Here is a 24,999-nt window from a genome sequence, read left to right as displayed (position 1 = left end):
TGCGGGAGAAAAATCTTTTTTAAGGTTCCTGTGAAAAGATCTAAAGTCCATTTACCTTTCTAAATATTCCTGCGGAAATATTGCTAACATTGAAATTAACTAAAATGGCAAGCTTTAAATTCGTTAGTTTCAAATAAGTGATTACCTGCTTATGATGGACTTCTGCCAAATTTTCAACAGATTTTATTTCAATAATAACTTTCTGATCTACAAGTAAATCTAATCTAAAACCTATTTCAAGCTTCTGGTTTTGGTAATATACAGGAACAGGAACTTCCTTAAGAACATTTAAATTTTCTTTTTCTAACTCATATTGCAATGCAGCTGTGTAAACAGATTCTAATAATCCCGGTCCCAATTGCCCAAAAACTTTAAAAATAGCCCCTCTTATTTTATAAGATATTTCATTTTCATTCATCAGGTGCATTCAATTTTTTAAAGGTACTATTTCTATGGATTGGATCGGGATTTTCTGAAAAAGGAATTTCGCAATGCTTCATCCGCATTAAAAATTACTTCTTTCTCTTTATTCTGAAGCTGTTTTTGAGAGATCAGGCTCCTCTTCAGAATCAAACGTACTATGTTTTCCCCCGCAGATCTCGCTGATTTTCGCAGAACGCTTTGTTGAAAAATCAATTCATTTATCTGTCTTCCTTTGTAAATTGTTTCTGTACTCTTTCAACATTCAACATTCAACATTCAACAGTCTTTCCTCTCTTTAATCAAGATCCACACATTAAGCAATCGTCACCTTCCTCTTCTTTGGATTGTGCGATAATGGCCCGTAATTCTTCCGCGGAAAGTGAGCCTTCTTCATGAGGAGTGGTTGAATTGGTATTTTCTTCTTTTTTTAAAGTTTCAGCGGCACGGGAAGGCGCGGCAGAAGCAGTTTCAGCAACAGGCTCCTTTTTTGTTTCTTTCTGAAGGGTGAATTTTATGGCGTCCACAGCGCTTTTTGTCCTTAGATAATACATCCCGGTTTTAAGACCGCTTTTCCAGGCATAGAAGTGCATGGAAGTAAGTTTTCCAAAATTGGCATTTTCCATGAACAGGTTTAGGGACTGCGACTGGTCTATAAAATAACCGCGCTGGCGGGACATATCTATTATATCCTTCATGCTCATTTCCCATACCGTTTTATAAAGTTCTTTCAGGTCCTGCGGAATTACATCAATATCCTGTACAGAACCATTGTTCCGCATAATGGCATTTTTAACCTCGTCATTCCATAAATTACGGGCAACAAGGTCTTCCAGCAAGTGTTTGTTCACCACAATAAATTCCCCGGAAAGCACACGTCTTGTATAGATATTTGAGGTGTAGGGTTCAAAAGCTTCATTATTTCCCAGGATCTGGGAAGTGGAAGCTGTTGGCATAGGCGCCACAAGAAGGGAGTTGCGCACTCCATGTTTCATCACCTGGTGGCGGAGTTTCCCCCAATCCCACCTGCCGCTAAGGTCTTCATCTTTTATACCCCATAAATTATACTGAAATTCACCCTGGCTTATGGGCGAACCTTTAAAAGTGGAATATGGGCCTTCTTCTTTTGCCAGTTCCATAGAAGCAGTAACAGCAGCAAAATAGAGGGTTTCAAAGATTTCCTGGTTTAACTTCTTCGCATCATCACTTGTAAAAGGCAGTCTCAGCTTTATAAAAGTATCGGCCAGGCCCTGTACCCCCAATCCCACCGGCCGGTGGCGCATGTTGGAATTGCGCGCCTCTTCAACAGGATAATAATTGCGGTCAATCACCTTGTTGAGGTTTTTAGTGACGCGTTTGGTGATTTTATAGAGTTCTTTATGGTCAAATTCGCCATTTTTGATAAACATGGGCAAAGCGATGGAAGCAAGATTGCAAACGGCAACTTCATCTTTGCTGGTATATTCAAGAATTTCGGTGCACAGGTTTGAAGAACGGATCGTGCCCAGGTTTTTCTGGTTTGATTTCCTGTTGGCGGAATCTTTATAAAGCATATACGGAGTCCCGGTTTCAATTTGGGATTCCAGGATTTTCTCCCAAAGTTCCCTTGCTTTTATGGATTTTCGTCCTTTTTTTTCCGCTTCGTACTTCAGGTAAAGTTTTTCGAATTCTTCGCCATGAACATCATACAAGCCGGGGCACTCATGCGGGCACATTAGCGTCCAGTTCCCGTCTTCTTCAACCCTTTTCATAAAAAGGTCCGGCACCCACATGGCATAGAAAAGATCACGTGCGCGCATTTCCTCTTTTCCGTGGTTCTTTTTAAGATCAAGAAAATCAAAAATATCGGCATGCCAGGGTTCTACATACATGGCAAAGGAGCCTTTACGTTTCCCGCCGCCCTGGTCCACATATCTGGCGGTATCGTTAAAAACCCTTAGCATGGGAACAATGCCATTAGAAGTACCATTGGTCCCCGAGATATAAGATCCCGTGGCGCGAACATTATGTATGGAAAGGCCAATCCCTCCTGCAGATTGTGAAATTTTCGCGGTCTGTTTTAAAGTATCATAAATGCCGTCTATACTGTCGTCCTTCATGGTGAGCAGGAAACAGGAAGACATTTGAGGTTTTGGCGTGCCGGCATTGAAAAGTGTAGGAGTGGCGTGGGTAAAATATTTTTTAGACATGAGCTCGTAAGTCTCAATGGCAGCGTCTATATCATTTAAATGGATTCCAACCGCCACGCGCATAAGCATGTGCTGCGGCCGCTCGGCTATTTTTCCGTTTAGTTTTAAAAGATAAGAACGTTCCAGGGTTTTAAAGCCGAAATAATCATAACCAAAATCCCGGTTGTAGATAATGGTAGAATCCAGGGTTTCCTTGTTCTTCTGAATCACCTCATAAACCTCATCTGCCAGCAGGGGAGCTTTCTCTCCCGTCCTGGGATTTATGTATTCATAAAGATCTGCCATGACCTCAGAAAAGGTCTTTTTGGTGTTTTTATGCAGGTTGGAGACTGAAATACGTGCGGCCAGTTTTGCATAATCCGGATGCGAAGTGGTCATGGTGGCGGCAATTTCAGCAGCGAGATTATCCAGTTCGCTGGTGGTCACATTGTCATACAAACCTTCAATCACCCGCATGGCAACTTTTACGGGTTCTACCAGTTCATTAAGGCCGTAACAAAGTTTTTTGACCCTGGCGGTGATCTTATCAAACATTACGGGCTCCCTGCGTCCATCTCTTTTTACTACGTACATCAGATTTCAGTTTTAGTTAACTTTAAATAAGGGTATAGGTATTCTAGCCAGGTTCTTTCCGCGGAAAAATGCGGGAATTCCGGTGGTTATATTATTTAAAGCTGAAACAGCACCTATTGGGGGATAGCGTGCTGTTTGCGGCTTTCTCTAAAAATCAGCGTCGAAACTGATTTTATCTGAATTTTTATCTTTATTCATCACCCCGGCCTTCTGATATTCCCCAACTCTTTTCTCAAAGAAATTGGTTTTTCCCTGCAGGTTGATCATGTCCATAAAATCAAACGGGTTGGAAGCGCCATATTCTTTTTCACAGCCAAGTTCTACCAGCAGCCTGTCGGTCACAAATTCCAGGTACTGCGTCATGAGCTTTGCGTTCATTCCAATAAGGCTTACGGGAAGGCTTTCGGTGATAAATTCGCGTTCAATATTTAAGGCGTCTACCAAAATTTCACGAATGCGTTCCTTTGGTACTTTGTTCACCAGGTGGATATTGTGCAGGTGAACGGCAAAATCGCAATGCACACCTTCATCCCTGGAAATAAGTTCATTAGAAAAGGTTAGCCCGGGCATTAATCCGCGTTTTTTCAGCCAGAAAATCGAGCAGAAGGAGCCTGAGAAGAAAATCCCTTCCACGGCTGCGAAAGCGATTAATCGTTCCGCAAAAGAATCTGATTCTATCCATTTCAATGCCCATTTTGCCTTTTTCTGAATGGCAGGAAAAACTTCTATGGCTTTAAACAATTTCTCTTTTTCCCGGTCTTCTTTTACATACGTATCAATAAGAAGAGAATAGGTTTCAGAATGAATATTTTCCATCATAATCTGAAAGCCGTAGAAGAATTTGGCTTCGGCATATTGCACCTCGTTTACGAAATTCTCTGCCAGGTTTTCATTTACAATTCCATCTGAAGCGGCAAAAAATGCCAGAATATGTTTTATAAAGTAACGCTCGTCAGCATTTAGTTTGTGGTTCCAATCGTTCAAATCCTGATGAAGGTCTATCTCTTCGGCTGTCCAAAAGCTGGCTTCCATTTTCTTATACCAGTCCCAAATATCATGATGTTTTATGGGAAAAATTACAAACCGGTCTTTGTTTTCCTGTAAAATGGGTTCCAGTTGGGCCATAGCGATAAGGGTTTAGTTTTGTAGTGGTTAATAGGTTACGTCCATAACAAAGATTGTAAATTCCTTAGTTGGTTTGTAGGAAAAGATTTAAACGTTTTCCACAAAGTTTTTAACAGGGACAGCCAAAATTTTCTTAAAACAAAAGATGAAAACAGGAGGGAATTTTAATGAAAAAGTACTTAAAAGGATAATAAATACTGAAGTGAGAGGCGAGCGGGTAAACCCTATGGAAGCAATAGCAGAGAAATAAAAAAGCAATAATTTCAGGAAACCGTTAGTCTCTATTGTTAAGGTTTTCAGCTATTTTTTCCAGTTCCAGGTACCAGTCTTCCCCAAATTTGCGGATAAGTGCTTCTTTCACGAATTTATATACCGGAACTTCCAGCTCAGCCCCAAGGCTACAGGCATCATCACAAATTTGCCAGCGGTGGTAGTTCACGGCAGAGAATTCGGTATAATCCTGTACCCTAACAGGATAGAGATGGCAGGAAACAGGCTTTTTCCAGTCTATAGCTCCCTGATTGTAGGCTTCTTCAATCCCGCAGAGGGCAGTGCCTTTTTCATCAAATGTTACATAAGCACAATCGGCATCATTAATAAGCGGGGTTTCAATTTCTCCTAAATCTGTTGTGATGGAAGTGCCTTGTTCTTCTATGGCCTGTATACCCTTTTTCCGTAGAAAAGGTTTAATCTTGGGATATAGCTCTTCCAGGATTCGGGCTTCCTCTTGCTCCACCGGCGCGCCGGCATCCCCGTCTATACAACAGGCTCCTTTGCAGGCAGAGAGGTTGCACACAAAATCATTTTTAATGATCTCTTCAGATACTATAGTTTTTCCTAACTGAAACATGCTGCAAATATAATTTTATCTGTGCTTTCGGCATGGTTTGCACCATAGAATTTTATAAAAAATCTTGGTTTTCCCGGCTTCTCATTTCTCTATTAAACAGTACTTTTGCGCGAAATTTTGAAGCCTATGTGGTCCACATTTAATTTAAAGGAAGTATTTACCGCCAGCATGGTGCTTTTCGCGGTGATAGACATTATTGGCAGCATTCCCATTATTATAGATCTGCGGAAGAAATCCGGCCATATAGAAAGTGAAAAAGCTTCTATTGTTGCCGGGCTTTTGATGGTTGTTTTTCTGTTTTTAGGAAAGGAAATCTTAAACCTTATTGGGATTGACGTAAACTCTTTTGCCGTGGCCGGTGCCTTTATCCTGTTTTTTCTGGCGCTGGAAATGATCCTTGGGATAACGCTTTATAAAGACGATACTCCGCAAACGGCCTCTATAGTGCCGCTGGCTTTCCCGCTTATTGCCGGTGCGGGCACCATGACGTCTATTTTGTCTTTAAGGGCTGAATATGAAACGGTAAATATCATTGTTTCTATTGTAATCAATGTTATCTTTGTATATGCTGTGCTGAAGTCTTCCGGTAAAATTGAGCGGATATTAGGGCAGCAGGGAATTAATGTAATTCGAAAAATATTTGGAGTGATCCTGCTGGCAATTGCAGTGAAGCTCTTTACGGCAAATATTCAAAGTCTTTTCTAAAATGAAGTTTTTTATATATACCATAATTTTACTGGCTGTTGTTTTAATTGGTTATAATATAAGTATCCTGGATTTTAATAATCTTCTGGATGGGGACAGTGCCAAAGCCTCGGCGGCTATCCTTGCCAGTACCTGTGTGATTATACTTATGGTTATCCTGTTGATATCACGTACAATTGCCAAAAAGCAAAAGCAGGGATAATGAATTTTGATGTGTTAATTGTAGGGGGAGGAGCTGCGGGCATGTCCTGTGCCCTGGTTATTGGTTCTGCCATGAGTAAACCTTTTGCTGAAGGGAAAACAGCCGGGATCATCCTGCATCAAAAAACTTCTCATTTACAATCGGCATTGTTTAATAATGTTTTGGGTCTAGAGCCCGGAACTACCGGAAATTCTATTTTAAAAAGAGGCAAGGAGCAATTGCAACATCTTTATCCTGAGGTTGCCCTGATTGAAAAGGAAAAAGTAAAGGAAATCACTGCTCTTGCAGCCGGAGGATTTCAGGTAGTGACCAATAAAAACAGTTATACTGCCACAACCGTGGTGGTGGCGGTGGGATATGAAGCCTCACTGCGTATTAATGGATTGGAAAAGTATATTATTCCGCATAAGAAGGCAAAAACATCAAAAAACAGGCTTCAGCTTAAAAATGAGGATCACCTGGTAGCTCCGGGATTGTATGTGGCGGGTTCTCTGGCCGGCTGGAGGAGCCAGTATGCCATTGCCTGTGGTAGCGGTGCCGCGGTGGCAACAGATGTTTTAACCCAATGGAATAATGGGGAGCATGTAAAAGTGCACGATAAATTAGTGTAACAACAGGTAAAGCGAAACCAGCATTATGGGCAGGGAAAGTACCATTAACCAGATAAAGGTGCGGTGCAGTTTCCTGTAAACCAAAGCTCTTTTAAGCTGTTTTCTAAAGGTTTCATCCGGATGATTTTCTATTTGCTCCTGGATACTTTTTATGGAAACATTGGAGGAATTTACCAAAATCTCCTTCTGAAGAAAAAGAAGAGAGCTGTTATCCAGTAACCGGAAGCTCACCGCGATTATAAAAAATAATAGAGGGGAGATGGTCACACAGGCCCATAGATATCCGTAGGTAGTATTCACATCACCTAAATTAGGTTTTTTCCTTCGACAATTCGATTACTTTGTCTATTATTCGATCATCTTCATTTTTTAGCTGTTCAAATGCATTAGTTCCGAACAATTGTTCAGCCATAACCGCTTTAAGGTATTGTTTTAGCAGGGGCTCATAATGGCTTATTTTAATGTTTAACCCGGGCGGATGTGACCTTATATATCTTAAAAAGTCGGCAACCATCTGGTCATCAATAATAACCTTTTTCTCAAATTCTTTTCTGCTCAGGGAATTAAAGTAGCTCCTGTTCTCATCAAGAACTTCAAAAATAAAACGGCTCATAAATCCGCGGTTGAGCAACAGTGAAATCTGCTCTTTTTCAGCATCCACATCTTTAGGGACAAATACATCCGGAATAATGCCGCCACCGCCATAGACCACTTTTCCACCGGGGGTAATATAGCGCAGGGAGTCTGCCACATGAATACTGTCGGCAGATTGCAGTTCGCCATTGCGATACCGGCGCAGGTAGTCGTTAAAATATTTTTCGTTATTTTCCTCGTAAGGTTTTTGAATGGAGCGGCCGGTAGGAGTGTAATAGCGGGCAATGGTTAATCTCACCGCGCTGCCGTCACCCAGGTCCATTTCACGCTGAACAAGTCCTTTTCCATAAGACCTTCGGCCAATAATGGTGCCCACATCATTATCCTGCAAGGCGCCCGCAACCACTTCGCTGGCAGAGGCAGATCCTTCATTTATAAGCACATATACCTTACCGTTTTCAAAATCTCCGTGGCGCTGTGCAAAGGTTTTTTCAATTGCGCCGCTTTTGTTTTTGGTGAAGAGGATAAGCTTGTCATCTTTTAAAAATTCGTCTGCTACATTAATGGCTTCAGCAAGATACCCCCCGGGATTATTGCGAAGATCCAGTGCAATTTCCTTTGCTCCCTGTTTGCGAAGCTTCTCCAAAGCTTTATCAAATTCTTCATAAGTAGTTTCTGAAAAGCGGTTGATTTTAATATAGCCGAGCTTGTTGGTAAGCATATAAGCAGCATCCACACTTTTTAAAGGAACTTTGCCCCGGGTAATATTAAAATCCAGTATTTCTTTTTCTCCCTTGCGCAGCACCTTCAGGTTCACATTGCTGCCTTCTTCACCTTTTAACTGGCTAATTATAGAGTCATTGGACAAATTCTTTCCAAAAAGTTGCTGGTCATTTGCGTACAGAATGCGATCCCCGCCATGGATTCCAACATCCTGGCTTGGGCCGCCTTCCAGCGGCTGGATAACCACCACGGTATCTCCCACGGAATAAAAGCTAACGCCAATTCCCACAAAATCCCCCTGCATATTCTCACTTACAGCATCGTATTCTTTCTTGGGGATATAAACAGAATGCGGGTCCAGGTTTTCCAGGATCCTGTTTACGGTAACATCAACAATGCTGTCTGTATTTACATCATCTACATATTCATAATCGATGTAGTCAATAAGCCTGTTGAGTTTTTGCTTCTTGGGATTTTCTGAAAATAAGCCTTGTGAAGTAGAAATATCCAGCTTTGCTCCCAGGAAAATACCAAGGGCGCAGGCCATACCAAGAAGTAATGGGATATATATTTTGTTTTTATCTTTCAATTATCTAAGTCTGTTATTTGTTGAAGTTCCACTCCCGCCTTTTGAAGGAACTCCAGCCCGGAATTATCTTTATAGTCAATATTATATACTAAGCGGGTGATCCCGGCCTGATGAATTAATTTACTGCATTCCTTACAGGGAGACATGGTAATGTATAATGTGGCTTTGCTGCAGGATTGCGTAGATGCGGCAACTTTAAGAATAGCATTTGCTTCTGCATGAAGCACATACCATTTTGTATAGCCGTTTTCATCTTCACAAAAATTCTCAAAACCACTGGGAGTGCCATTATACCCGTCAGAAATTATCATTCTATCTTTAACAATAAGTGCGCCAACCTGCTTTCTTTTACAGTGGGAAAGCTTTCCCCATTCCCGGGCGATCCTAAGGTAAGCTTTATCGTATTTAAGTTGCTTGTTTTTTTGCATGCGTAATTGTTCTGCACTTCAGGATATATGCTGAAGAGTTGAAGTATTGAAAATCAGATTTCTGAAAATTTCAGAATAGCTAAAGTATTAAATTGCCAGAAAATTATCCCGAAGAATGGGTAAAATAATACCAATAACAACAGAAGAAATAACCAGGATCCAATCCCTCCTGGAAACCCTTATCATATTCTGAAAAATAAAGCCCAGGATCACTATTATTAAAACTACGGCAACCTGTGCCGTTTCTATACCCAGGGCAAATTCCAGTAGCGGGAAGAACCTGCTTTCGCCGGTGGATGCAATCATTTTGAAGTAGGAGGAGAATCCCAGGCCATGGATAACGCCAAAGAAGACCGTGGTGAAATAAAGCATGTTCTGGTTTCGGCTTTTTTCGTTCTTACCTGCAGTAAGAACATTGTAAAAGGCGGTAATAAGAATGGTCACCGGAATAAGGAATTCCACATAGGCGGTGTCTACCTTCACTATTTCATAAACCGAAAGGAATAATGCCAGGGTGTGGCCTATAGTAAATAACGTGATAAGCCAGAGAATTTTTTTCCAGCTGCTAAAGGTATAACCCACAATAAGCACAACCAGGAATAGTACATGATCATACGCCTGCCAATCCAGAATATGTTCCAGGCCAAGCCTGTAATACAACCAAAACTGAGACATCTATTTCTATTATGGGAAATGGCGAAAGTACGATATCGCGAAGAATTTGCAAAACTTTGGAAGCTGCCAGGGAATATTTTGGGGAAATCAGTTTTTTAGCTTAGTGGTTTCCGGAAAGGCTAATGTTATGGAAGGGGAATAAAAATCCCTGATAATTTTGACTGCGGAGGGAAATTTTTATTATTTTTGCCCTCCATTTGCTCGAGTGGCGGAATTGGTAGACGCGCTGGATTCAAAATCCAGTTTCTTCGGAAGTGTGGGTTCGATTCCCACCTCGAGTACTTAAGAACCCTTGTAAAGCTAATTTGCAAGGGTTTTTTGTTTTTTGAATTAAAAATATAGTAAGCTCAAAATTTCAATTGATAAATTTTATTTTTGGCAATAGCCCAATAAATACTGAATACAATAGCCAGGAAAATACCAAAATCAAAGGAATTAAAAGGCAAATTCTAAATTTTTAAGCGATGACGGCTCGAAATTTCTCCCGACCCCTAAGACAGACTTTTTGAGTATTACCTTTTCCAATTTAGTAAATGTAGAAAAAATAATTTCTGCATGGAAATTTTTATAAATCTAAACCTGCTTTTTCAGGTCGTCTTCTATGCAAAATTGCTCAGGAATAAAAAATATATCTGTAAACTGAGATTACTGCTGCATGGTAAAAGGGCAATCTCGGGAGATTTTAAAATATGGGTCACAATAAAGCGATTTCTGGCCTTAATTCTATCTGCCATTTTAATATATAATTTGTAGATTTAGGGTGTTAAAAAAACCTCCGGCTCCCTACCTGGAATGGTTTAATTAAAAAAGAAATCATGAAGTGGTACGTATTGTATACCAAACCTAAGTGGGAAATGAAGGTGGATAAAGCGCTGCGGCAATTAAAAATAGAAACCTACTGTCCTACCCATACCGAGTTAAGGCAGTGGAGCGATCGCAAAAAGAAAATCACCTCCCCGCTCTTTAAATCTTATATTTTTGTGCGGCTTAGCGATAAAGACCGCCCAAGAGTTTTTGATGCTCCCGGAGTGGTGCGTTACCTGTTTTGGTTAGGGAAACCTGCTGTGGTAAGAGATGAAGAAATAGAAACCCTGAGGAACTGGCTGGAAAACGATGAGGTAGATGAGGTAAAAGTTGAAAAGTACTCCGTTGGGGATACGGTAAAAATATCCCAGGGGGCATTAAAGGACCAACAGGCGAATATTCAGGAAATAGGGAAAAAGAGAATGCGGCTTTTCCTTCCCGCTATAGGTTGCCTGGTCACGGCCAAAATATCAGATGTGGTTTGAGGGTTTAGTTAGGTGTTATTAAAGTTTAAATTACGGGTTGAGGGGGTAAAAAGGTTGCTTCAGCTAAAGCCCAGGGCTTCTGCAAAGTTCAAACCTATTACATTCCTACTTAGTATATAGGAGAAATACAACAGGTAGATTCTAACTATATCTGCCAGAGCAAATTTTAGCTTTCCCTTCACAAACCAGTTGTCTTCGTTACGCTCCTTGGCATCTAAGAAATTGTTCCAGTACTTTATTTTTACGTTGGATTAGAATTAATCTTCCTTTAAAATGGCAGATTGTTCCAAATACCTTTTATAGTTTTGGGAATAGGAAACTCAAAATTCCCGGAAGCTTTGTTCTATGTTTGGTGTTTATGGAATTGTAAGCTTAATTTAATTTCAGAGTAGATTTAAGCAGTGGCTTATGCTGGAAAAAGAAAGAATAAAAAGCTTGGCGGTTAAATATTAATGGGAGATTCGGCTTATAAAAGGCACCTGGCCAAAGCGGCAACATGGAGAATGGTTGGGAGTATAGATACCATCCTGCTGTCCTGGCTTATCTCAGGAAATCCTGTAACCGGGATGAAAATAGGAATGGCAGAGGTTGTAACTAAAACCCTGTTGTATTATCTTCATGAAAGGATTTGGTACAGGCTTGACCTAAAAGGAGAAATTAAAAAAAGCCGGTTTAGGCATCTTCTGAAAACCTTTAGCTGGAGGTTTTTGGGAACAATGGATACCATGCTCCTTGCATGGCTTATCTCCGGCAATGCCTTAACAGGATTAAAGATAGGCTTTACCGAGGTGATTACTAAAATGCTCTTGTACTATTTCCATGAAAGAATTTGGTACAAAAGCAATTACGGACTCCCTGAACACAAACAGGAAACAAAATCAGGATCTAATGGATAATATCGTTCCGCAGGATTATAACATTAACAGGATTTCAAGAAATAAATTAAAAGGACACCGGCCGTTGGTGATCTGGTTTAGCGGGTTGTCCGGTTCAGGCAAATCTACCCTGGCCAGCCTTGTAGAGCAAGTCTTGTTCAATAAAGGCATACACACCTACTCTTTAGATGGGGACAATATAAGAAGCGGCCTTAATAAAGATCTTGGTTTTAGCCAAAAGCACAGGAGTGAGAATATTAGAAGGATTGCTGAGGTTGCAAAGCTTTTCTTCGACTCCGGCACTGTGGTGATCGCAGCTTTTATTTCCCCTTTAAGAGCAGACCGGGAAACGGTGAAAGACATTGTTGGAGAAGAGAATTTTTTTGGTGTTTTTGTAGATACTTCTATAGAGGAATGCGAAAGGAGGGATGTAAAGGGGTTGTATAAAAAAGCAAGAGCCGGGGAAATCAAAGATTTTACTGGCATTAGTTCTCCTTATGAGAAACCTCTTGATTTTAATGTGATTATAGATACTGAAAGTTGCGAGATTGATAAAGCGGTAGAGATCATTTTAAAAAAAGTAGCACCTAAATTAATACTTAAAGATGCATAAATATTTTCTTAATTACCTGGATGAGCTGGAATCGGAAGCAATTTATATTCTTCGAGAGGTTTGGGCACAGTTTCAAAATCCGGTGATCCTTTTCTCGGGAGGCAAAGACTCTATTCTGGTTACCCATTTGGCAAAAAAAGCTTTTTATCCGGCTAAGATTCCTTTTGCTTTAATGCATGTGGATACCGGGCATAATTTCCCGGAAACTATAGAATTCAGGGATGCTCTTGTTGCAGAGCTGGGTGCAAAACTAATAGTGTGCTCTGTACAGGAATCTATAGATCTGGGAAGGGTGGCCGAAGAAAAAGGGAAAAATGCTACGCGGAATTCCCTGCAAATCACCACTCTTCTGGATGCCATAGAATCCAATAAAGTAGATTGCGCTATAGGCGGGGGAAGAAGGGATGAAGAAAAGGCCAGGGCTAAAGAGCGGTTTTTTTCTCACCGAAATGATTTTGGGGAATGGGATCCTAAAAATCAGCGGCCGGAACTTTGGAACCTCTTAAACGGCAAACATTTTGAAGGAGAGCATTTTCGTGCTTTTCCAATAAGCAACTGGACAGAGATGGATGTATGGAACTATATTAAAAGGGAAAACATTCAAATTCCTTCTTTATATTTTGCCCATGAACGTGAGGTGGTAAAAAGGAGCAATTCCTTTATTCCGGTTTCTGAATTCCTGAGGCTGGAAGAAGGGGAGAAAATCGAAAAAAAGAAGATCCGTTTCCGTACCCTGGGAGACATTACCATTACCGGCGGAATTGAATCTGAAGCAGACACTTTAGAGAAAATTGCTTTGGAGGTGTCAGCTATGCGTAAAACCGAAAGAGGAGACCGGTCAGACGATAAGCGTTCTGAAACCGCAATGGAAGACAGGAAGAAACAAGGTTACTTTTAGAAAACGGCATTAAGCTTTAAGCTATATGCAGTAAGTATAGCCTAAAGCCTACAGCTTATAGCATCAAAAAAAAATGGAAATCAACAACAATCAGTTATTAAGATTTACAACGGCAGGAAGTGTGGATGACGGGAAGAGCACCCTTATCGGGCGCCTGCTTTACGATTCAAAATCGATTTTTGAAGACCAGCTGGAATCAATAAGTGCCACCAGTGCAAAAAAGGGCTATGATGGGGTGGATCTGGCACTTTTTACCGATGGCTTAAAGGATGAAAGAGAACAGGGCATCACCATAGATGTGGCTTACCGGTACTTCACCACTCCAAAGAGAAAATTTATTATCGCAGATACTCCGGGCCATATCCAGTACACGCGCAATATGGTTACCGGGGCTTCCACGGCCAATGCTGCAATCATTTTGATAGATGCCCGTAAAGGGGTAATTGAACAGACAAAGCGACATTCCTTTATCGCCTCCTTACTCAATATTCCGCATTTGATTGTTTGCGTAAATAAAATGGACCTGGTGGATTTTTCAGAAGAAAGGTTTAATGATATTATAGGAGAATTTGAAGAATTCTCTTCCAAGCTTTTAATGAAAGATGTACGGTTTATTCCCATTAGTGCCTTGCTTGGAGATAACGTGGTAAACCGTTCAGAAAAAATGCATTGGTACCAGGGCGGTACTTTGCTGAATATTCTGGAGACCCTCCATATAAGCAGTGATATTAATAAGATTGATGCCCGGTTTCCTGTGCAAACGGTAATCCGGCCTCAAAGTGAAGGGTTCAGGGATTACAGGGGCTATGCGGGCCGTGTGGCCAGTGGCATCTACAGGACGGGAGATGAAGTGGCGGTATTGCCCTCGGGCTTTACTTCCAAAATAAAATCTATCAATGCCGGCGAGCAGGAGATTCAGGAAGCCTATGCGCCTATGTCTGTTTCCATGACTTTGGAAGATGATATAGACATCAGCCGTGGGGATATGATCGTAAAGAAGAACAATCAGCCCGAGGGAGAGCAGGAGTTCGACGTAATGCTGTGCTGGTTAAATAATGACTCGGCAAAATCAAGGGCAAAATATACGGTGATACATACTTCTAACGAGCAGCGTGCGATGATCAAGGATGTGGTTTACAAGATCGATATCAATACCTATAACAGGAATACAGAAGATAAGGATCTTGCCATGAACGATATCGCCAGGGTAAAGATAAGGACCACCCACAGGCTCATGCTGGATTCCTACAGGGATAATCGCAATACCGGCAGCATAATTTTAATTGATGAGAACACCAACGAGACCGTAGCGGCGGGGATGATAGTCTAAAAGCTTTAAGCCGTAAGCTATAGCCTGTATGCTTTTTAAAAATAAAATATGGCCTACAGCTTAATGCCTAAAGCCTAAAGCGGAAAAAGTGAGAGATTTCAGGAAATATGATGTTTGGAAGCTAAGCCATAAACTGGTTTTGGATGTTTATAAAATCACTTCTTCCTTTCCAGATTCTGAAAAATATCAGTTGGTTACACAGATGCAAAGAGCTGCGTATTCCATCCCTTCAAATTTTAGTGATGGATGTGGTAGAGAAACTGATAAGGATTTTAACCGGTTCGTTCAGATTGCCCTGGGATCTGCTCACGAATTAGAATATTTTTTCATTCTGGCACATGATTTATCATTTATGGATGAGGAAGAGGTTGAAAAACTTAATTCCGGAATAAATCTCATCAAGAAAAAAGTATACAGTTTAAGTAAAAAATTAAAAGCCTAAAGCTTATAGCTTATGGCCTACAGCCTAAATGAAACAACTACTCGAAACAGCAATAAAAGCCTCCCTGGCCGCCGGCAATCGAATCATGGAGATCTATGAAAATGAAGATTTTGAAGTGGGCTTTAAAGGAGATACTACCCCGCTTACCAAAGCCGATCTTGCTTCTCACAAGATCATCATGAGATTCCTGAAAGAAACTAAAATCCCTGTACTTTCAGAAGAAGGCAAGGATATTCCTTATGAAGAAAGAAAAAACTGGAAGCAGCTTTGGATTGTGGATCCTATAGATGGAACCAAAGAGTTTATTAAAAGGAACGGAGAGTTTACTGTCAATATAGCTTTAGTAGAAGATCAAAAGCCTGTTTTAGGAGTGATTTATGTACCTGCCCTGAAAGAGATTTATTTCGCTGATAAATATTCTGGTTCATTCAAATCAAAAGTAAATAATGGAGTTACTTCAGTTGAAGAATTAATTAAAGAAGCCTCCAAACTTCCCATAACGAACACCAAAATATTTACAGTAGTAGCCAGTAAATCCCATCTTTCTCCGGAAACGGTTGAATATATTGAAGAATTGAAAGAAAAGTATGGCGAAGTGGAAAGCATCTCGAAGGGAAGTTCTTTAAAATTATGTATGGTTGCTGAAGGAGCGGCTGATGAATATCCGCGCTTTGCTCCAACCATGGAATGGGATACCGCAGCCGGGCAGGCGATATGTAGCTTTGCAGGTAAAAAAGTGCTCGAGTACAGCACAAAAAAAGAAATGCTTTATAACCGGGAAAAATTATTGAATAACTGGTTTTTAGTCAAGTAAAACTAACGTAACTTGTTGCAATCCTTTTAAATCGATAAATCCATGTAATTAGCGAGGAAATGAAAACAGCATTAATCACCGGGGTGACCGGGCAGGACGGGGCTTATTTAAGTGAATTTCTTCTTAAAAAGGGATATATAGTGCATGGCCTTAAAAGAAGGTCCTCATTGTTTAATACAGATAGGGTGGACCACCTGTACCAGGACCCGCATGAAGAGAAGAGGAATTTTATTCTTCATTACGGGGATATGACCGATAGTACCAATCTTATCCGTCTCATCAAACAAATTCAACCCGATGAGATCTATAACCTGGCCGCGATGAGCCATGTGCATGTTTCTTTTGAAATTCCCGAGTACACTGGGAACGCTGATGGCCTGGGAACTTTAAGGATCCTGGATGCGGTGAGGCTTTTAGGCCTTGAAAAGAAGACCAGGATCTACCAGGCTTCCACTTCAGAACTATATGGTAAGGTGCAGGAAGTGCCGCAGTCTGAAACCACTCCTTTTTATCCCCGCAGCCCTTATGCCGTGGCAAAAATGTATGCCTACTGGATTACGGTAAATTATCGCGAAGCTTACGGGATGTACGCCTGCAACGGGATTCTCTTTAACCATGAGTCCCCGTTAAGAGGAGAAACATTTGTGACCCGTAAGATCACCCGAGCAGCGGCAAGGATTGCTTTAGGTTTACAGGATAAGTTCTACCTGGGTAATCTTGATGCGCAAAGGGACTGGGGGCACGCTAAAGATTATGTTCGAATGATGTGGATGATTTTGCAGGCTGTAGAGGCTGAGGATTGGGTAATTGCAACCGGAAAAACCACCCCCGTGAGGGAATTTGTGAAAATGGCTTTTGCTGAAGCAGGAATAGAACTGGAGTTTAAAGGCGAAGGAGTAGAAGAGAAAGCATATGTAAAATCCTGCAGTAATCCGCATTTTCAGTTGAAGAAAGGCAAGGAAGTGCTGGCTGTAGATCCAAATTATTTCCGCCCTACTGAAGTGGATCTGCTTATTGGAGATGCCACTAAAGCCAACACCAAACTGGGCTGGAAACCGGAATACGATCTTCAGGACCTGGTAAAGGACATGATGCAAAGCGATATAAAACTGATGCAGAAGGAACAACACATCAAAGACGGCGGGTACCAGATTATGAATTATTACGAGTAATGGTGAAACAGTGAAACAGTAAAATGGTGGAAGCGGTTAAAACATGAGAGTAATGTCTTTAAATATTCCGAATGATTGTTATATAAGCAGCTCCTTCCCTATTAAAGGGAAGGTGGATTAACCTGCGGGAGCAGGTTAAGACGGAAGGGTAAATTTTAACCACCCCGGCCTTTGGCCACCCCTCCTTAAAAAAAGGAGGGGAGCTAAAATATTCTTAGAACTATCGGCGGAATCGATCTTTAAATCCGCGAAATCTAAATTTATGGAACATAATACGAAAATATACATCGCCGGCCACCGTGGTATGGTAGGCTCCGCGATCTGGAGAAAGCTGGAAGCAGAAGGTTTTACCAATATTACCGGAAAAACTTCTAAGGAGCTGGATCTTCGTGATCAGCAGGCTGTAAAACAATTTTTTGCGGAAGAAAAGCCGGAAGTGGTTATAGATGCGGCAGCAAGGGTGGGAGGAATAATGGCTAATAATGATTATCCTTACCAGTTTTTAATGGAAAATCTGCAAATCCAGAATAACCTTATAGATGAGTCACATAAGGCCGGGGTGGAAAAATTTATATTCCTGGGCAGTTCGTGCATCTATCCCAAACTGGCTCCCCAGCCTTTAAAAGAAGAATACCTCCTTAGCGGCAGGCTGGAGGAAACTAATCAGTGGTATGCCATAGCCAAAATTGCCGGCGTTAAGGCTTGTGAAGCGATACGAAAGCAGCACGGAAAAGATTTTGTAAGCCTTATGCCCACTAATTTATACGGGACGCATGACAATTTCGATTTAAGGACCTCCCATGTACTTCCCGCGATGATCAGGAAATTCCATGATGCCGCTAAAAATGGAAATACACCTGTGGAATTATGGGGTTCTGGTAATCCTATGCGAGAATTTTTGTTTGTAGATGACCTTGCCGATGCTGTTTACTTTGCTCTTAATAATAAACTGCCGGAAAATCTTTACAATATAGGTACAGGGAAAGATATCACCATAAAAGAACTGGCAGTCTTGATTCAGGAAATAGTAGGCCATGATGGTGAGATTATCTGGGACAGCAGTAAGCCGGATGGCACCCCACGAAAATTGATGGATGTGGATAAGATGAAAAACGCCGGTTGGAAAGCCACTACCTCATTAAAAGAAGGGATTAAAAGAACCTATGGATGGTTCCTGCAAAACAGTGAAAATTATAAGCAGGTAAAGTTATAATATTGGTTAAAGTCTTCCCTTCTTAGGGATATACTTAAAACATAGCTGTCTCTTCTTTCAGGTAGAAGGTTTTAGCTTAAAAATAATTGTAGTTAGATGGGGTAAATCCTTTGAATTATATAGAACAATTACAATTTTGTTGATCTTCCTTTAAGGAAAGTCGGATGTGTAACGGCCTTAGGATTTTCATAATAGCCATAACAATGGTATATTTCCGCCTAATCCGGATGAGGTAAATGAAATCATTTTCAAAAAAAATAATTATTACAGGAGGTGCGGGTTTTATAGGCTCTCATGTAGTGCGGCGTTTTGTAAAAAAATACCCTGATTATAAGATTATCAATCTGGATAAACTTACCTATGCCGGCAATCTTGAAAATTTAAAAGATATTGAAAATGAGGATAATTACTATTTCGTAAAAGGAGATATTACTGAAGAAACCTTTGTAAATGAACTTTTCAGAAAAGAGCAGCCAGATGGGGTTATTCATCTTGCCGCAGAGTCTCATGTAGATCGTTCCATAAGCTCTCCTATGGAATTTGTAAAAACCAATGTGCTGGGCACGGTAAACCTTCTGAATGCTGCAAAAATAATTTGGAAGAATGATTTCAGCAATAAACTTTTTCATCACGTTTCTACAGATGAGGTTTATGGGGCATTGGGGGAAACAGGATTTTTTACCGAAAAGACAAGTTACGATCCGCATTCGCCATATTCCGCTTCTAAAGCCTCTTCAGATCATTTTGTAAGATCTTATGCAGATACTTATGGCCTTCCGACAGTTATTACCAATTGTTCCAACAATTACGGCCCCAATCATTTTCCGGAAAAGCTTATTCCTTTAATGATCCATAACATCATTAATAAAAAGCCGCTTCCGGTTTACGGGGATGGCAATTATACCCGGGACTGGTTGTATGTTATAGATCATGCCATCGCCATAGATCTTGTGTTTCATAAAGGCAGATTGGATAATTCCTATAATATTGGAGGATTCAACGAATGGAAAAATATAGACCTGGTGAAACTGCTATGCCGCCAGATGGATAAAAAACTAAACCGGGAACCTGGTGAAAGTGAAAAGCTGATCGCTTTTGTAAAAGACCGGCCGGGCCATGACCTCCGGTATGCCATTGATGCCAGCAAAATTCATGAAGAGCTGGGCTGGAAACCCAGTGTTACTTTTGAAGAAGGACTTGGTAAAACTATCGACTGGTATCTTGAAAATGAAAAGTGGTTAAAAAATGTTACTTCCGGAGCCTACCAGGAGTATTATAAAAAGCAGTATGTTTAAAAAAACTTCTGGCTTAAGCTGAAGCAGGCACAGAGGCGAAAAATTTTAAAGAAGTAGTGATATTAAACCCTTTAAATACTTATAAAACTTTATTTAGGTTCTGCTGAAATAGGCGGTCAGGAATACTTTAGTTAATCCTTAGGTTTATTTTACAGGCTAAATCGAAAAATTAAAAAGATATAGAAAGTTGGAAAGAAAAAAGATACTTATAACAGGAGGAGCCGGCTTCGTGGGATCTCATTTATGTAAAAGATTGCTGGAAGAGGGCAATGAGGTGATTTGCCTGGATAATTACTTCACCGGAAGTAAAAAGAATATTATAGGCCTGCTGGACAACCCTTATTTTGAAATGGTTCGTCATGATATCACCCGTCCTTACTTTGCTGAGGTGGATGAGATTTACAACCTTGCCTGTCCTGCTTCCCCGGTACATTACCAGTATAACGCCATTAAAACCGTCAAAACCTCGGTTATGGGTGCTATTAATACCCTTGGGCTTGCTAAAAGGGTGAAAGCGAAGATCCTGCAGGCCAGTACCAGTGAGGTTTATGGGGATCCTGCTGTACATCCGCAGCCGGAGAGCTACTGGGGCAACGTAAACCCTATAGGCCAGCGTTCCTGTTATGATGAAGGCAAGCGCTGCGCAGAAACCTTATTTATGGACTATCATCTACAAAATAACGTAAATATCAAGATCATCAGGATCTTTAATACGTATGGCCCTAACATGAATCCTGATGACGGCCGGGTGGTTTCCAATTTTATAGTTCAGGCCTTAAAAGGAGAAGATATTACCATCTTTGGGGACGGCACTCAAACCCGAAGCTTTCAATATGTAGATGACCTGGTGGAAGGTACCATTCGAATGATGAACAGCCGGGACGGCTTTACCGGGCCGGTAAATATTGGTAATCCCGGCGAATTTACCATGCTGGAACTCGCCCATAAAATTATTTCCCTAACCAACTCCAATTCTAAAATTATCCACCTGGACCTGCCTAAAGACGATCCTACCCAGCGCAAGCCGGTCATCACCCTGGCAAAAGAGGAACTAGGTGGCTGGGAGCCAAAAGTTGGGCTGGAAGAAGGGCTGGTGAAAACCATCGCTTATTTTGAAGAATTGCTCTCCACAAGGTCAAGAGAGTTAAATAACCAGGAATAATGAAAGGCATTATCCTCGCCGGGGGCTCCGGCACCCGCTTATATCCAATCACAAAAGGAATATCTAAACAGCTGCTCAGTATTTACGATAAACCGATGATTTACTACCCTCTTTCTGTACTTATGTTGGCGGGAATAAGGGAAGTCCTGGTGATTTCAACGCCTGAAGATCTGCCGAATTTTAAAAGATTATTGGGTAATGGCTCAGAATTAGGCATGAAATTCGAATATAAAGAACAGCCAAGCCCAGATGGCCTGGCCCAGGCATTTATTATTGGCGAGGAGTTTATTGGGGAAGATAACGTTTGTCTGGTGCTGGGGGATAACATATTCTATGGGCATGGCTTCAGCGGACTTCTAAAGCAGTCACGGGAAAATGTGGAAAAGAAAGGGAAAGCCATGGTTTTTGGCTATTACGTAAATGATCCTGAAAGATATGGGGTAGCCGAATTTGATAAAAGCGGCAACGTGATAAGTATAGAAGAAAAACCCGAAAAGCCAAAGGGTAATTACGCAGTTTCTGGCTTGTATTTTTATCCGAATTCTGTAGTAGAAATTGCAAAAGCGGTAAAACCAAGTAATCGCGGAGAGCTGGAAATTACGGCGGTAAATGAAGCTTACCTCAAACAGGGGAATTTAAAAGTGGAATTAATGGGCCGGGGTTATGCCTGGCTGGACACCGGAACACACGAATCCATGCTGGAAGCCTCCAATTTTATTCATACCATAGAAAAGCGGCAGGGCCTGAAGGTGGCCTGTATAGAAGAAATAGCCTACGAGAAAGGTTATATCAACAAAGAAGAATTACGGGCACTGGCGCTGCCACTTCAAAAGAACGCCTATGGCCAGTACCTTTTAAAAAGGATCAGGGATTAAAGGTCTTTTAATAATTATTATACGGCGAAGGGCTTTCCTGGGAACTTTATAGCTGGACAACTAAAATTTTAGCTCCGAACGGGATGCCATACTGTAGTAAATAATTTTAAGGCAAAACTTCCAGCCATTTAATAAGAGGAGGTTATTACCTAAAAGGCTTTACTCCTGCCTTAACAGAACAAAAATTACTGGAATTTTTTATACCAGAGACTAAATCTGCAAAATACCCGTTTTAAGGTTAAAGCTAGCTACATAATCTTAAACATTTGTGAATAAGAAAACGAAAGCTCATTTTTTCTCTACTTTTGAAAATAGCTGTTGTTTCAAGCTTAATCTATTCTATTGGGAAAGTTAAAACACATATTTAAAATCGGAATATTTTTAATATTCCTGTTCGGGGCATTTCCGGTTTTTGCCCAGGAATATAGCTTTGGCCTGAAAGCAGGCCTGGGATATACTGTTAATGAAAAAGCTGCTGAAGTAGTTGGTTCAGCCGGTTCTTTTTCGGCAGATTCTAAAATTGGTTTTTTAGGAGGGGCTTTTTTAGAAGTGGGTTTTGGTAAATTCTTTGTTCGCCCGGAGGTGTTTTACAGCCATGCCGAAGGGGAATTCGCATTTCCAAACCTGCCTTCTGTATATTCCGTAGATAAGATTAGTATTCCTTTACTATTTGGATATAATATTTATGGCCCTGTGGCTATATACGCAGGCCCTGCATATCAGAATTTTCTACAGGCAGACCTGGAAAATACTGCTGTTCCCATACAGGAGCTACAAAGGAATATTGCCACCCAGCTGGGTGTTAAAGTAGTGCTTAACAGGTGGGAAATAGATCTTCGCTTTGATTTTACCTTTGATTCTAAAAGAAACCAGTTTGTGGACATAGGTAATATTATGCAGGAAGCTTATTTTGATGATGGGCGGTTAAACCAGTTTATGCTCAGCATTGGCTACAGGATCTTTGATACTAGTAAACCCAGGTGGGCTAGAAGTGGCCGTGGGGGATGCTATTTTTAAAATTCATCTGCAATAATTTATTAAAACTGTTTTTGTCTTTGTAAATATTCTTTGGTCGAGTTCCTCCTTCTGTTTAATTTACTTTATGTAAATGAATTCCTTCATCATCTGTATAAAAGTATGATTTTTTTAGAGTTAGATACCAAAAGAAAGATCTTATTAAATTTCAGAATTCCTTAAAAACAGGGGCGCATCTTTTTTTAATTGGTATTATAAACTTACCACTATTTACAATTACAAAAACTTTTATAAAATATCTAATCATTTCTTAATGTATAAAAATTTAATAGTTAAAAAATTTAACATATTAAGCTTTGGATAAAAAATTTCTACCTCTAGCTTTGCGGCTTCCTAAAATATAGTCTTATTACTCCGAAAATTGGGGCTAATAGAGGCGAAGCCGTGGAACAACTGGTAAATATATATTTTATTAAACTGCTTAACCTTCTTTTGGAAATAACAGCAGCAATTTGAGTGATGAAGTATTTTCTAGTTAACAAAAATAATACATTGGGGAATTCTTATCAGTGATTCTAAGAGGTTTTCATTGATTATGAAAATAAAACCTCTCACATAATACAAGAGAAATGAAAAAAATAATTATTACCGGTGGAGCTGGCTTTATTGGTTCTCATGTGGTAAGGCAGTTTGTGAACCACTATCCGGAGTATGAGATAATCAATCTCGACAGTCTTACCTATGCAGGTAACCTTGAAAATCTAAAGGATATTGAGGAATCAACCAATTACAGATTTGTAAAAGGAGATATTACTGATGCTATTTTTATTGAGGATTTATTTAAAAGAGAACAACCTGATGGTGTGATACATTTAGCAGCAGAATCCCATGTAGATCGATCAATTAGTTCACCATTAGAATTTGTTAAGACCAACGTTCTGGGAACTGTAAACCTCCTAAATGCGGCCAAAGCTATTTGGCAGCGTGATTTTAGTGGTAAGCGTTTTCATCATGTTTCTACAGATGAGGTTTACGGGGCATTGGGGGAAACAGGTTTTTTTACCGAAAAAACCAGCTATGATCCTCATTCGCCTTATTCCGCGTCGAAAGCCTCTTCAGATCACTTTGTTCGCTCCTATGCTGATACTTATGGCCTGCCTGTAGTAATAACCAATTGTTCCAATAACTATGGTCCCAATCATTTTCCGGAAAAGCTAATCCCCCTAATGATCCATAATATCATCAATAAAAAACCCCTTCCAGTTTATGGAGATGGTAATTACACCCGGGACTGGTTGTATGTTATAGATCATGCCATTGCTATAGATCTTGTGTATCATAGAGGCAAACTAAATGATTCCTATAATATTGGTGGGTTCAATGAATGGAAAAATATAGATCTGGTGAAATTGCTATGCAACCAGATGGGTGCTGAAGGAGCACGACAGGGAGATGTGAGCAATGCGTTGGGTAACCATCTTGGCTCATGGGAAGTGTATATTACTAAAAAGAGCGGCGATCTTACTACCCAATTTATTTATAATAATATTTTTGAAGATGGCTCAGGCAGCCGTTTTGCCAATTTTCCTGATGGGCGGTACGGAATCTTTGTTGAAAATAATGGTAGCGGCTGGTTTCAATCCATTATTTATGAATTTTATTATACCCGTGACCAAAGTCATGATGTCAATAAATGGGGTGCCGATAATTATTTAGGACATCGTTTGATGTATAATTCGGGTTTTGCATACCAGGACCAGATTTTAGGTGCTCCTTTTTTTCTTTATGACACTGAAATGGAGCTTGTTATCAATAATAAATTTGCTGCTCATCATTTTGGCCTGGAAGGTATTGCAAATCTTTTCTCCCGTGAATATCCATTCAAAATACTGGTAAGTTATTCCCATAACGAAGGTACTTATGCCGAAGCATTAAATTCTGAAGGATTAGACGAAGATGCGCTGTACCTTTATTCCGAAGCCCGGATCCTGGAGAAGCCTTTTTTACTTAATCTTAAAATTGGTTCAGATCTTAATTCCTATAGAGATTCGAAATTTGGAGTGGGCCTGCATCTCACAAAAACTTTTTAAGCTACAGGTTTAGGCTGTAAGTTTTTCTCTGTAATTTACCTCATCCTGATTAATACGCTGTCCTACCATCTATAGTTGCTGAAAATGGCTTGCCTTTAGCTTTAAAAATGCTGACATTGTTTAATAGAATATTCTTAGGTAATGTTAGTAACTTTCCCCGGTTGATTTCCTCATCAGCGATAATTTTTTCAATTTTACTCACTACTCACTACTCACTACTCACTACTCACTACTCACTACTCACTACTCACTACTCACTACTCACTACTCAC

24 protein-coding genes, 1 tRNA gene and 1 pseudogene are annotated in these 24,999 nt (G+C 40.4%); 18 read left to right on the top strand and 8 right to left on the bottom strand.

The genetic code is table 11. The features are described 5' to 3' along the window. Window positions 1–40: 40 nt before the first annotated feature. From AB8M93_RS16110 to AB8M93_RS16095, 4 genes are all read right to left on the bottom strand, one after another. Window positions 41–418, bottom strand: a complete 378-nt coding sequence (locus AB8M93_RS16110; RefSeq protein WP_373059560.1) for a GxxExxY protein — start codon at window positions 416–418, stop codon at window positions 41–43. A 304-nt stretch (window positions 419–722) separates the two neighbouring features. Beyond that, the gene (locus tag AB8M93_RS16105) at window positions 723–3,182 is read right to left on the bottom strand and encodes a ribonucleoside-diphosphate reductase subunit alpha (RefSeq protein ID WP_373059558.1); all 2,460 of its coding nucleotides are present in this window, start codon (window positions 3,180–3,182) and stop codon (window positions 723–725) included. Between the two features lie 147 nt (window positions 3,183–3,329). After that, complete coding sequence (locus tag AB8M93_RS16100) at window positions 3,330–4,307, bottom strand: ribonucleotide-diphosphate reductase subunit beta (protein WP_373059556.1); 978 nt, start codon at window positions 4,305–4,307, stop codon at window positions 3,330–3,332. Window positions 4,308–4,581: 274 nt separating this feature from the next. Continuing rightward, entirely contained in the window at window positions 4,582–5,157 is a 576-nt protein-coding gene (locus AB8M93_RS16095) for a DUF3109 family protein (RefSeq protein WP_373059554.1), read from the bottom strand. Between the two features lie 126 nt (window positions 5,158–5,283). Here AB8M93_RS16095 and AB8M93_RS16090 point away from each other — a divergent pair, with 126 nt between their 5' ends. From AB8M93_RS16090 to AB8M93_RS16080, 3 genes are read left to right on the top strand one after another with little or no spacing between them, the layout of a single operon-like run. Next, complete coding sequence (locus AB8M93_RS16090) at window positions 5,284–5,862, top strand: MarC family protein (protein ID WP_373059552.1); 579 nt, start codon at window positions 5,284–5,286, stop codon at window positions 5,860–5,862. Between the two features lies 1 nt (window position 5,863). Further along, entirely contained in the window at window positions 5,864–6,064 is a 201-nt protein-coding gene (locus tag AB8M93_RS16085) for a hypothetical protein (RefSeq protein WP_373059550.1), read from the top strand. Continuing rightward, window positions 6,064–6,675 (top strand): FAD-dependent oxidoreductase, encoded by a 612-nt coding sequence (locus AB8M93_RS16080; protein WP_373059548.1) that lies wholly within the window; start codon window positions 6,064–6,066, stop codon window positions 6,673–6,675. The genes AB8M93_RS16085 and AB8M93_RS16080 overlap by 1 nt, the downstream gene beginning before the upstream one ends. Here the strand turns inward: AB8M93_RS16080 and AB8M93_RS16075 are convergent. The 4 genes from AB8M93_RS16075 to AB8M93_RS16060 all read right to left on the bottom strand — a co-directional run bounded on the left by AB8M93_RS16075 (window position 6,667) and on the right by AB8M93_RS16060 (window position 9,684). Then, a complete protein-coding gene (locus tag AB8M93_RS16075) occupies window positions 6,667–6,975 on the bottom strand; it encodes a hypothetical protein (protein WP_373059546.1) in 309 nt (102 codons plus the stop codon). The two genes, AB8M93_RS16080 and AB8M93_RS16075, sit on opposite strands and share 9 nt — an antisense overlap. A 10-nt stretch (window positions 6,976–6,985) precedes the next feature. Then, complete coding sequence (locus tag AB8M93_RS16070; RefSeq protein WP_373059544.1) at window positions 6,986–8,581, bottom strand: S41 family peptidase; 1,596 nt, start codon at window positions 8,579–8,581, stop codon at window positions 6,986–6,988. After that, a complete protein-coding gene (locus tag AB8M93_RS16065; protein ID WP_373059542.1) occupies window positions 8,578–9,009 on the bottom strand; it encodes a deoxycytidylate deaminase in 432 nt (143 codons plus the stop codon). Before AB8M93_RS16065 ends, AB8M93_RS16070 begins: the two co-directional genes overlap by 4 nt. Window positions 9,010–9,096: 87 nt before the next feature. After that, window positions 9,097–9,684, bottom strand: a complete 588-nt coding sequence (locus AB8M93_RS16060) for a HupE/UreJ family protein (RefSeq protein ID WP_373059540.1) — start codon at window positions 9,682–9,684, stop codon at window positions 9,097–9,099. 199 nt (window positions 9,685–9,883) lie between these two features. Here AB8M93_RS16060 and AB8M93_RS16055 point away from each other — a divergent pair. The 15 genes and pseudogenes from AB8M93_RS16055 to rfbB (AB8M93_RS15985) all read left to right on the top strand — a co-directional run. Beyond that, a tRNA-Leu gene (locus AB8M93_RS16055) sits at window positions 9,884–9,965 on the top strand. A gap of 534 nt (window positions 9,966–10,499) precedes the next feature. After that, on the top strand, window positions 10,500–10,973 hold the full coding sequence (locus tag AB8M93_RS16050) for a UpxY family transcription antiterminator (RefSeq protein ID WP_373059538.1): 474 nt from the start codon (window positions 10,500–10,502) through the stop codon (window positions 10,971–10,973). A 452-nt stretch (window positions 10,974–11,425) separates the two neighbouring features. Next, the gene (locus AB8M93_RS16045) at window positions 11,426–11,869 is read left to right on the top strand and encodes a DUF2061 domain-containing protein (RefSeq protein WP_373059536.1); all 444 of its coding nucleotides are present in this window, start codon (window positions 11,426–11,428) and stop codon (window positions 11,867–11,869) included. Next, window positions 11,862–12,461, top strand: a complete 600-nt coding sequence (cysC, locus tag AB8M93_RS16040) for an adenylyl-sulfate kinase (protein WP_373059534.1) — start codon at window positions 11,862–11,864, stop codon at window positions 12,459–12,461. Before AB8M93_RS16045 ends, cysC begins: the two co-directional genes overlap by 8 nt. Then, complete coding sequence (gene cysD / locus AB8M93_RS16035; protein WP_373059532.1) at window positions 12,454–13,359, top strand: sulfate adenylyltransferase subunit CysD; 906 nt, start codon at window positions 12,454–12,456, stop codon at window positions 13,357–13,359. The genes cysC and cysD overlap by 8 nt, the downstream gene beginning before the upstream one ends. 73 nt (window positions 13,360–13,432) lie before the next feature. Continuing rightward, a complete protein-coding gene (locus AB8M93_RS16030; protein ID WP_373059530.1) occupies window positions 13,433–14,689 on the top strand; it encodes a sulfate adenylyltransferase subunit 1 in 1,257 nt (418 codons plus the stop codon). An 88-nt stretch (window positions 14,690–14,777) separates the two neighbouring features. Beyond that, a complete protein-coding gene (locus AB8M93_RS16025; RefSeq protein ID WP_373059528.1) occupies window positions 14,778–15,131 on the top strand; it encodes a four helix bundle protein in 354 nt (117 codons plus the stop codon). 28 nt (window positions 15,132–15,159) lie between these two features. Continuing rightward, entirely contained in the window at window positions 15,160–15,945 is a 786-nt protein-coding gene (gene cysQ, locus AB8M93_RS16020; protein WP_373059526.1) for a 3'(2'),5'-bisphosphate nucleotidase CysQ, read from the top strand. A gap of 59 nt (window positions 15,946–16,004) precedes the next feature. Beyond that, entirely contained in the window at window positions 16,005–17,117 is a 1,113-nt protein-coding gene (gene gmd / locus AB8M93_RS16015; RefSeq protein WP_373059524.1) for a GDP-mannose 4,6-dehydratase, read from the top strand. A 262-nt stretch (window positions 17,118–17,379) separates the two neighbouring features. Further along, window positions 17,380–18,330, top strand: a complete 951-nt coding sequence (locus tag AB8M93_RS16010) for a GDP-L-fucose synthase family protein (protein WP_373059522.1) — start codon at window positions 17,380–17,382, stop codon at window positions 18,328–18,330. A 236-nt stretch (window positions 18,331–18,566) separates the two neighbouring features. Next, a complete protein-coding gene (rfbB, locus tag AB8M93_RS16005; RefSeq protein ID WP_373059520.1) occupies window positions 18,567–19,625 on the top strand; it encodes a dTDP-glucose 4,6-dehydratase in 1,059 nt (352 codons plus the stop codon). Between the two features lie 187 nt (window positions 19,626–19,812). Beyond that, window positions 19,813–20,787: a UDP-glucuronic acid decarboxylase family protein gene (locus tag AB8M93_RS16000; protein WP_373059518.1), complete on the top strand. Its 975-nt coding sequence runs from the start codon at window positions 19,813–19,815 to the stop codon at window positions 20,785–20,787. Then, the gene (gene rfbA / locus AB8M93_RS15995) at window positions 20,787–21,662 is read left to right on the top strand and encodes a glucose-1-phosphate thymidylyltransferase RfbA (protein ID WP_373059516.1); all 876 of its coding nucleotides are present in this window, start codon (window positions 20,787–20,789) and stop codon (window positions 21,660–21,662) included. Before AB8M93_RS16000 ends, rfbA begins: the two co-directional genes overlap by 1 nt. 342 nt (window positions 21,663–22,004) lie before the next feature. Next, window positions 22,005–22,679 (top strand): hypothetical protein, encoded by a 675-nt coding sequence (locus AB8M93_RS15990; RefSeq protein WP_373059514.1) that lies wholly within the window; start codon window positions 22,005–22,007, stop codon window positions 22,677–22,679. Between the two features lie 587 nt (window positions 22,680–23,266). Next, window positions 23,267–24,106, top strand: a pseudogene (gene rfbB, locus AB8M93_RS15985) (dTDP-glucose 4,6-dehydratase); the annotation flags it as partial. Between the last annotated feature and the right edge of the window lie 893 nt (window positions 24,107–24,999).

The organism is Autumnicola aciditolerans, from assembly GCF_041679265.1.
Taxonomy (GTDB): domain Bacteria; phylum Bacteroidota; class Bacteroidia; order Flavobacteriales; family Flavobacteriaceae; genus Autumnicola.
This window is presented reverse-complemented; position numbering and strand designations above follow the sequence as displayed.

Bases quoted from the DNA above. Each gene is read 5' to 3' on its own strand.
- AB8M93_RS16110 (WP_373059560.1), bottom strand. From the start codon at position 418: ATGAATGAAAATGAAATATCTTATAAAATAAGAGGGGCTATTTTTAAA.
- cysD (WP_373059532.1), top strand. From the start codon at position 12,454: ATGCATAAATATTTTCTTAATTACCTGGATGAGCTGGAATCGGAAGCA.
- AB8M93_RS16100 (WP_373059556.1), bottom strand. From the start codon at position 4,307: ATGGCCCAACTGGAACCCATTTTACAGGAAAACAAAGACCGGTTTGTA.
- gmd (WP_373059524.1), top strand. From the start codon at position 16,005: ATGAAAACAGCATTAATCACCGGGGTGACCGGGCAGGACGGGGCTTAT.
- AB8M93_RS16050 (WP_373059538.1), top strand. From the start codon at position 10,500: ATGAAGTGGTACGTATTGTATACCAAACCTAAGTGGGAAATGAAGGTG.
- AB8M93_RS16065 (WP_373059542.1), bottom strand. From the start codon at position 9,009: ATGCAAAAAAACAAGCAACTTAAATACGATAAAGCTTACCTTAGGATC.
- AB8M93_RS16010 (WP_373059522.1), top strand. From the start codon at position 17,380: ATGGAACATAATACGAAAATATACATCGCCGGCCACCGTGGTATGGTA.
- AB8M93_RS16060 (WP_373059540.1), bottom strand. From the start codon at position 9,684: ATGTCTCAGTTTTGGTTGTATTACAGGCTTGGCCTGGAACATATTCTG.
- AB8M93_RS16085 (WP_373059550.1), top strand. From the start codon at position 5,864: ATGAAGTTTTTTATATATACCATAATTTTACTGGCTGTTGTTTTAATT.
- AB8M93_RS16105 (WP_373059558.1), bottom strand. From the start codon at position 3,182: ATGTACGTAGTAAAAAGAGATGGACGCAGGGAGCCCGTAATGTTTGAT.
- AB8M93_RS16045 (WP_373059536.1), top strand. From the start codon at position 11,426: ATGGGAGATTCGGCTTATAAAAGGCACCTGGCCAAAGCGGCAACATGG.
- AB8M93_RS16095 (WP_373059554.1), bottom strand. From the start codon at position 5,157: ATGTTTCAGTTAGGAAAAACTATAGTATCTGAAGAGATCATTAAAAAT.
- AB8M93_RS16030 (WP_373059530.1), top strand. From the start codon at position 13,433: ATGGAAATCAACAACAATCAGTTATTAAGATTTACAACGGCAGGAAGT.
- cysC (WP_373059534.1), top strand. From the start codon at position 11,862: ATGGATAATATCGTTCCGCAGGATTATAACATTAACAGGATTTCAAGA.
- cysQ (WP_373059526.1), top strand. From the start codon at position 15,160: ATGAAACAACTACTCGAAACAGCAATAAAAGCCTCCCTGGCCGCCGGC.
- AB8M93_RS16090 (WP_373059552.1), top strand. From the start codon at position 5,284: ATGTGGTCCACATTTAATTTAAAGGAAGTATTTACCGCCAGCATGGTG.
- AB8M93_RS16080 (WP_373059548.1), top strand. From the start codon at position 6,064: ATGAATTTTGATGTGTTAATTGTAGGGGGAGGAGCTGCGGGCATGTCC.
- rfbA (WP_373059516.1), top strand. From the start codon at position 20,787: ATGAAAGGCATTATCCTCGCCGGGGGCTCCGGCACCCGCTTATATCCA.
- rfbB (WP_373059520.1), top strand. From the start codon at position 18,567: ATGAAATCATTTTCAAAAAAAATAATTATTACAGGAGGTGCGGGTTTT.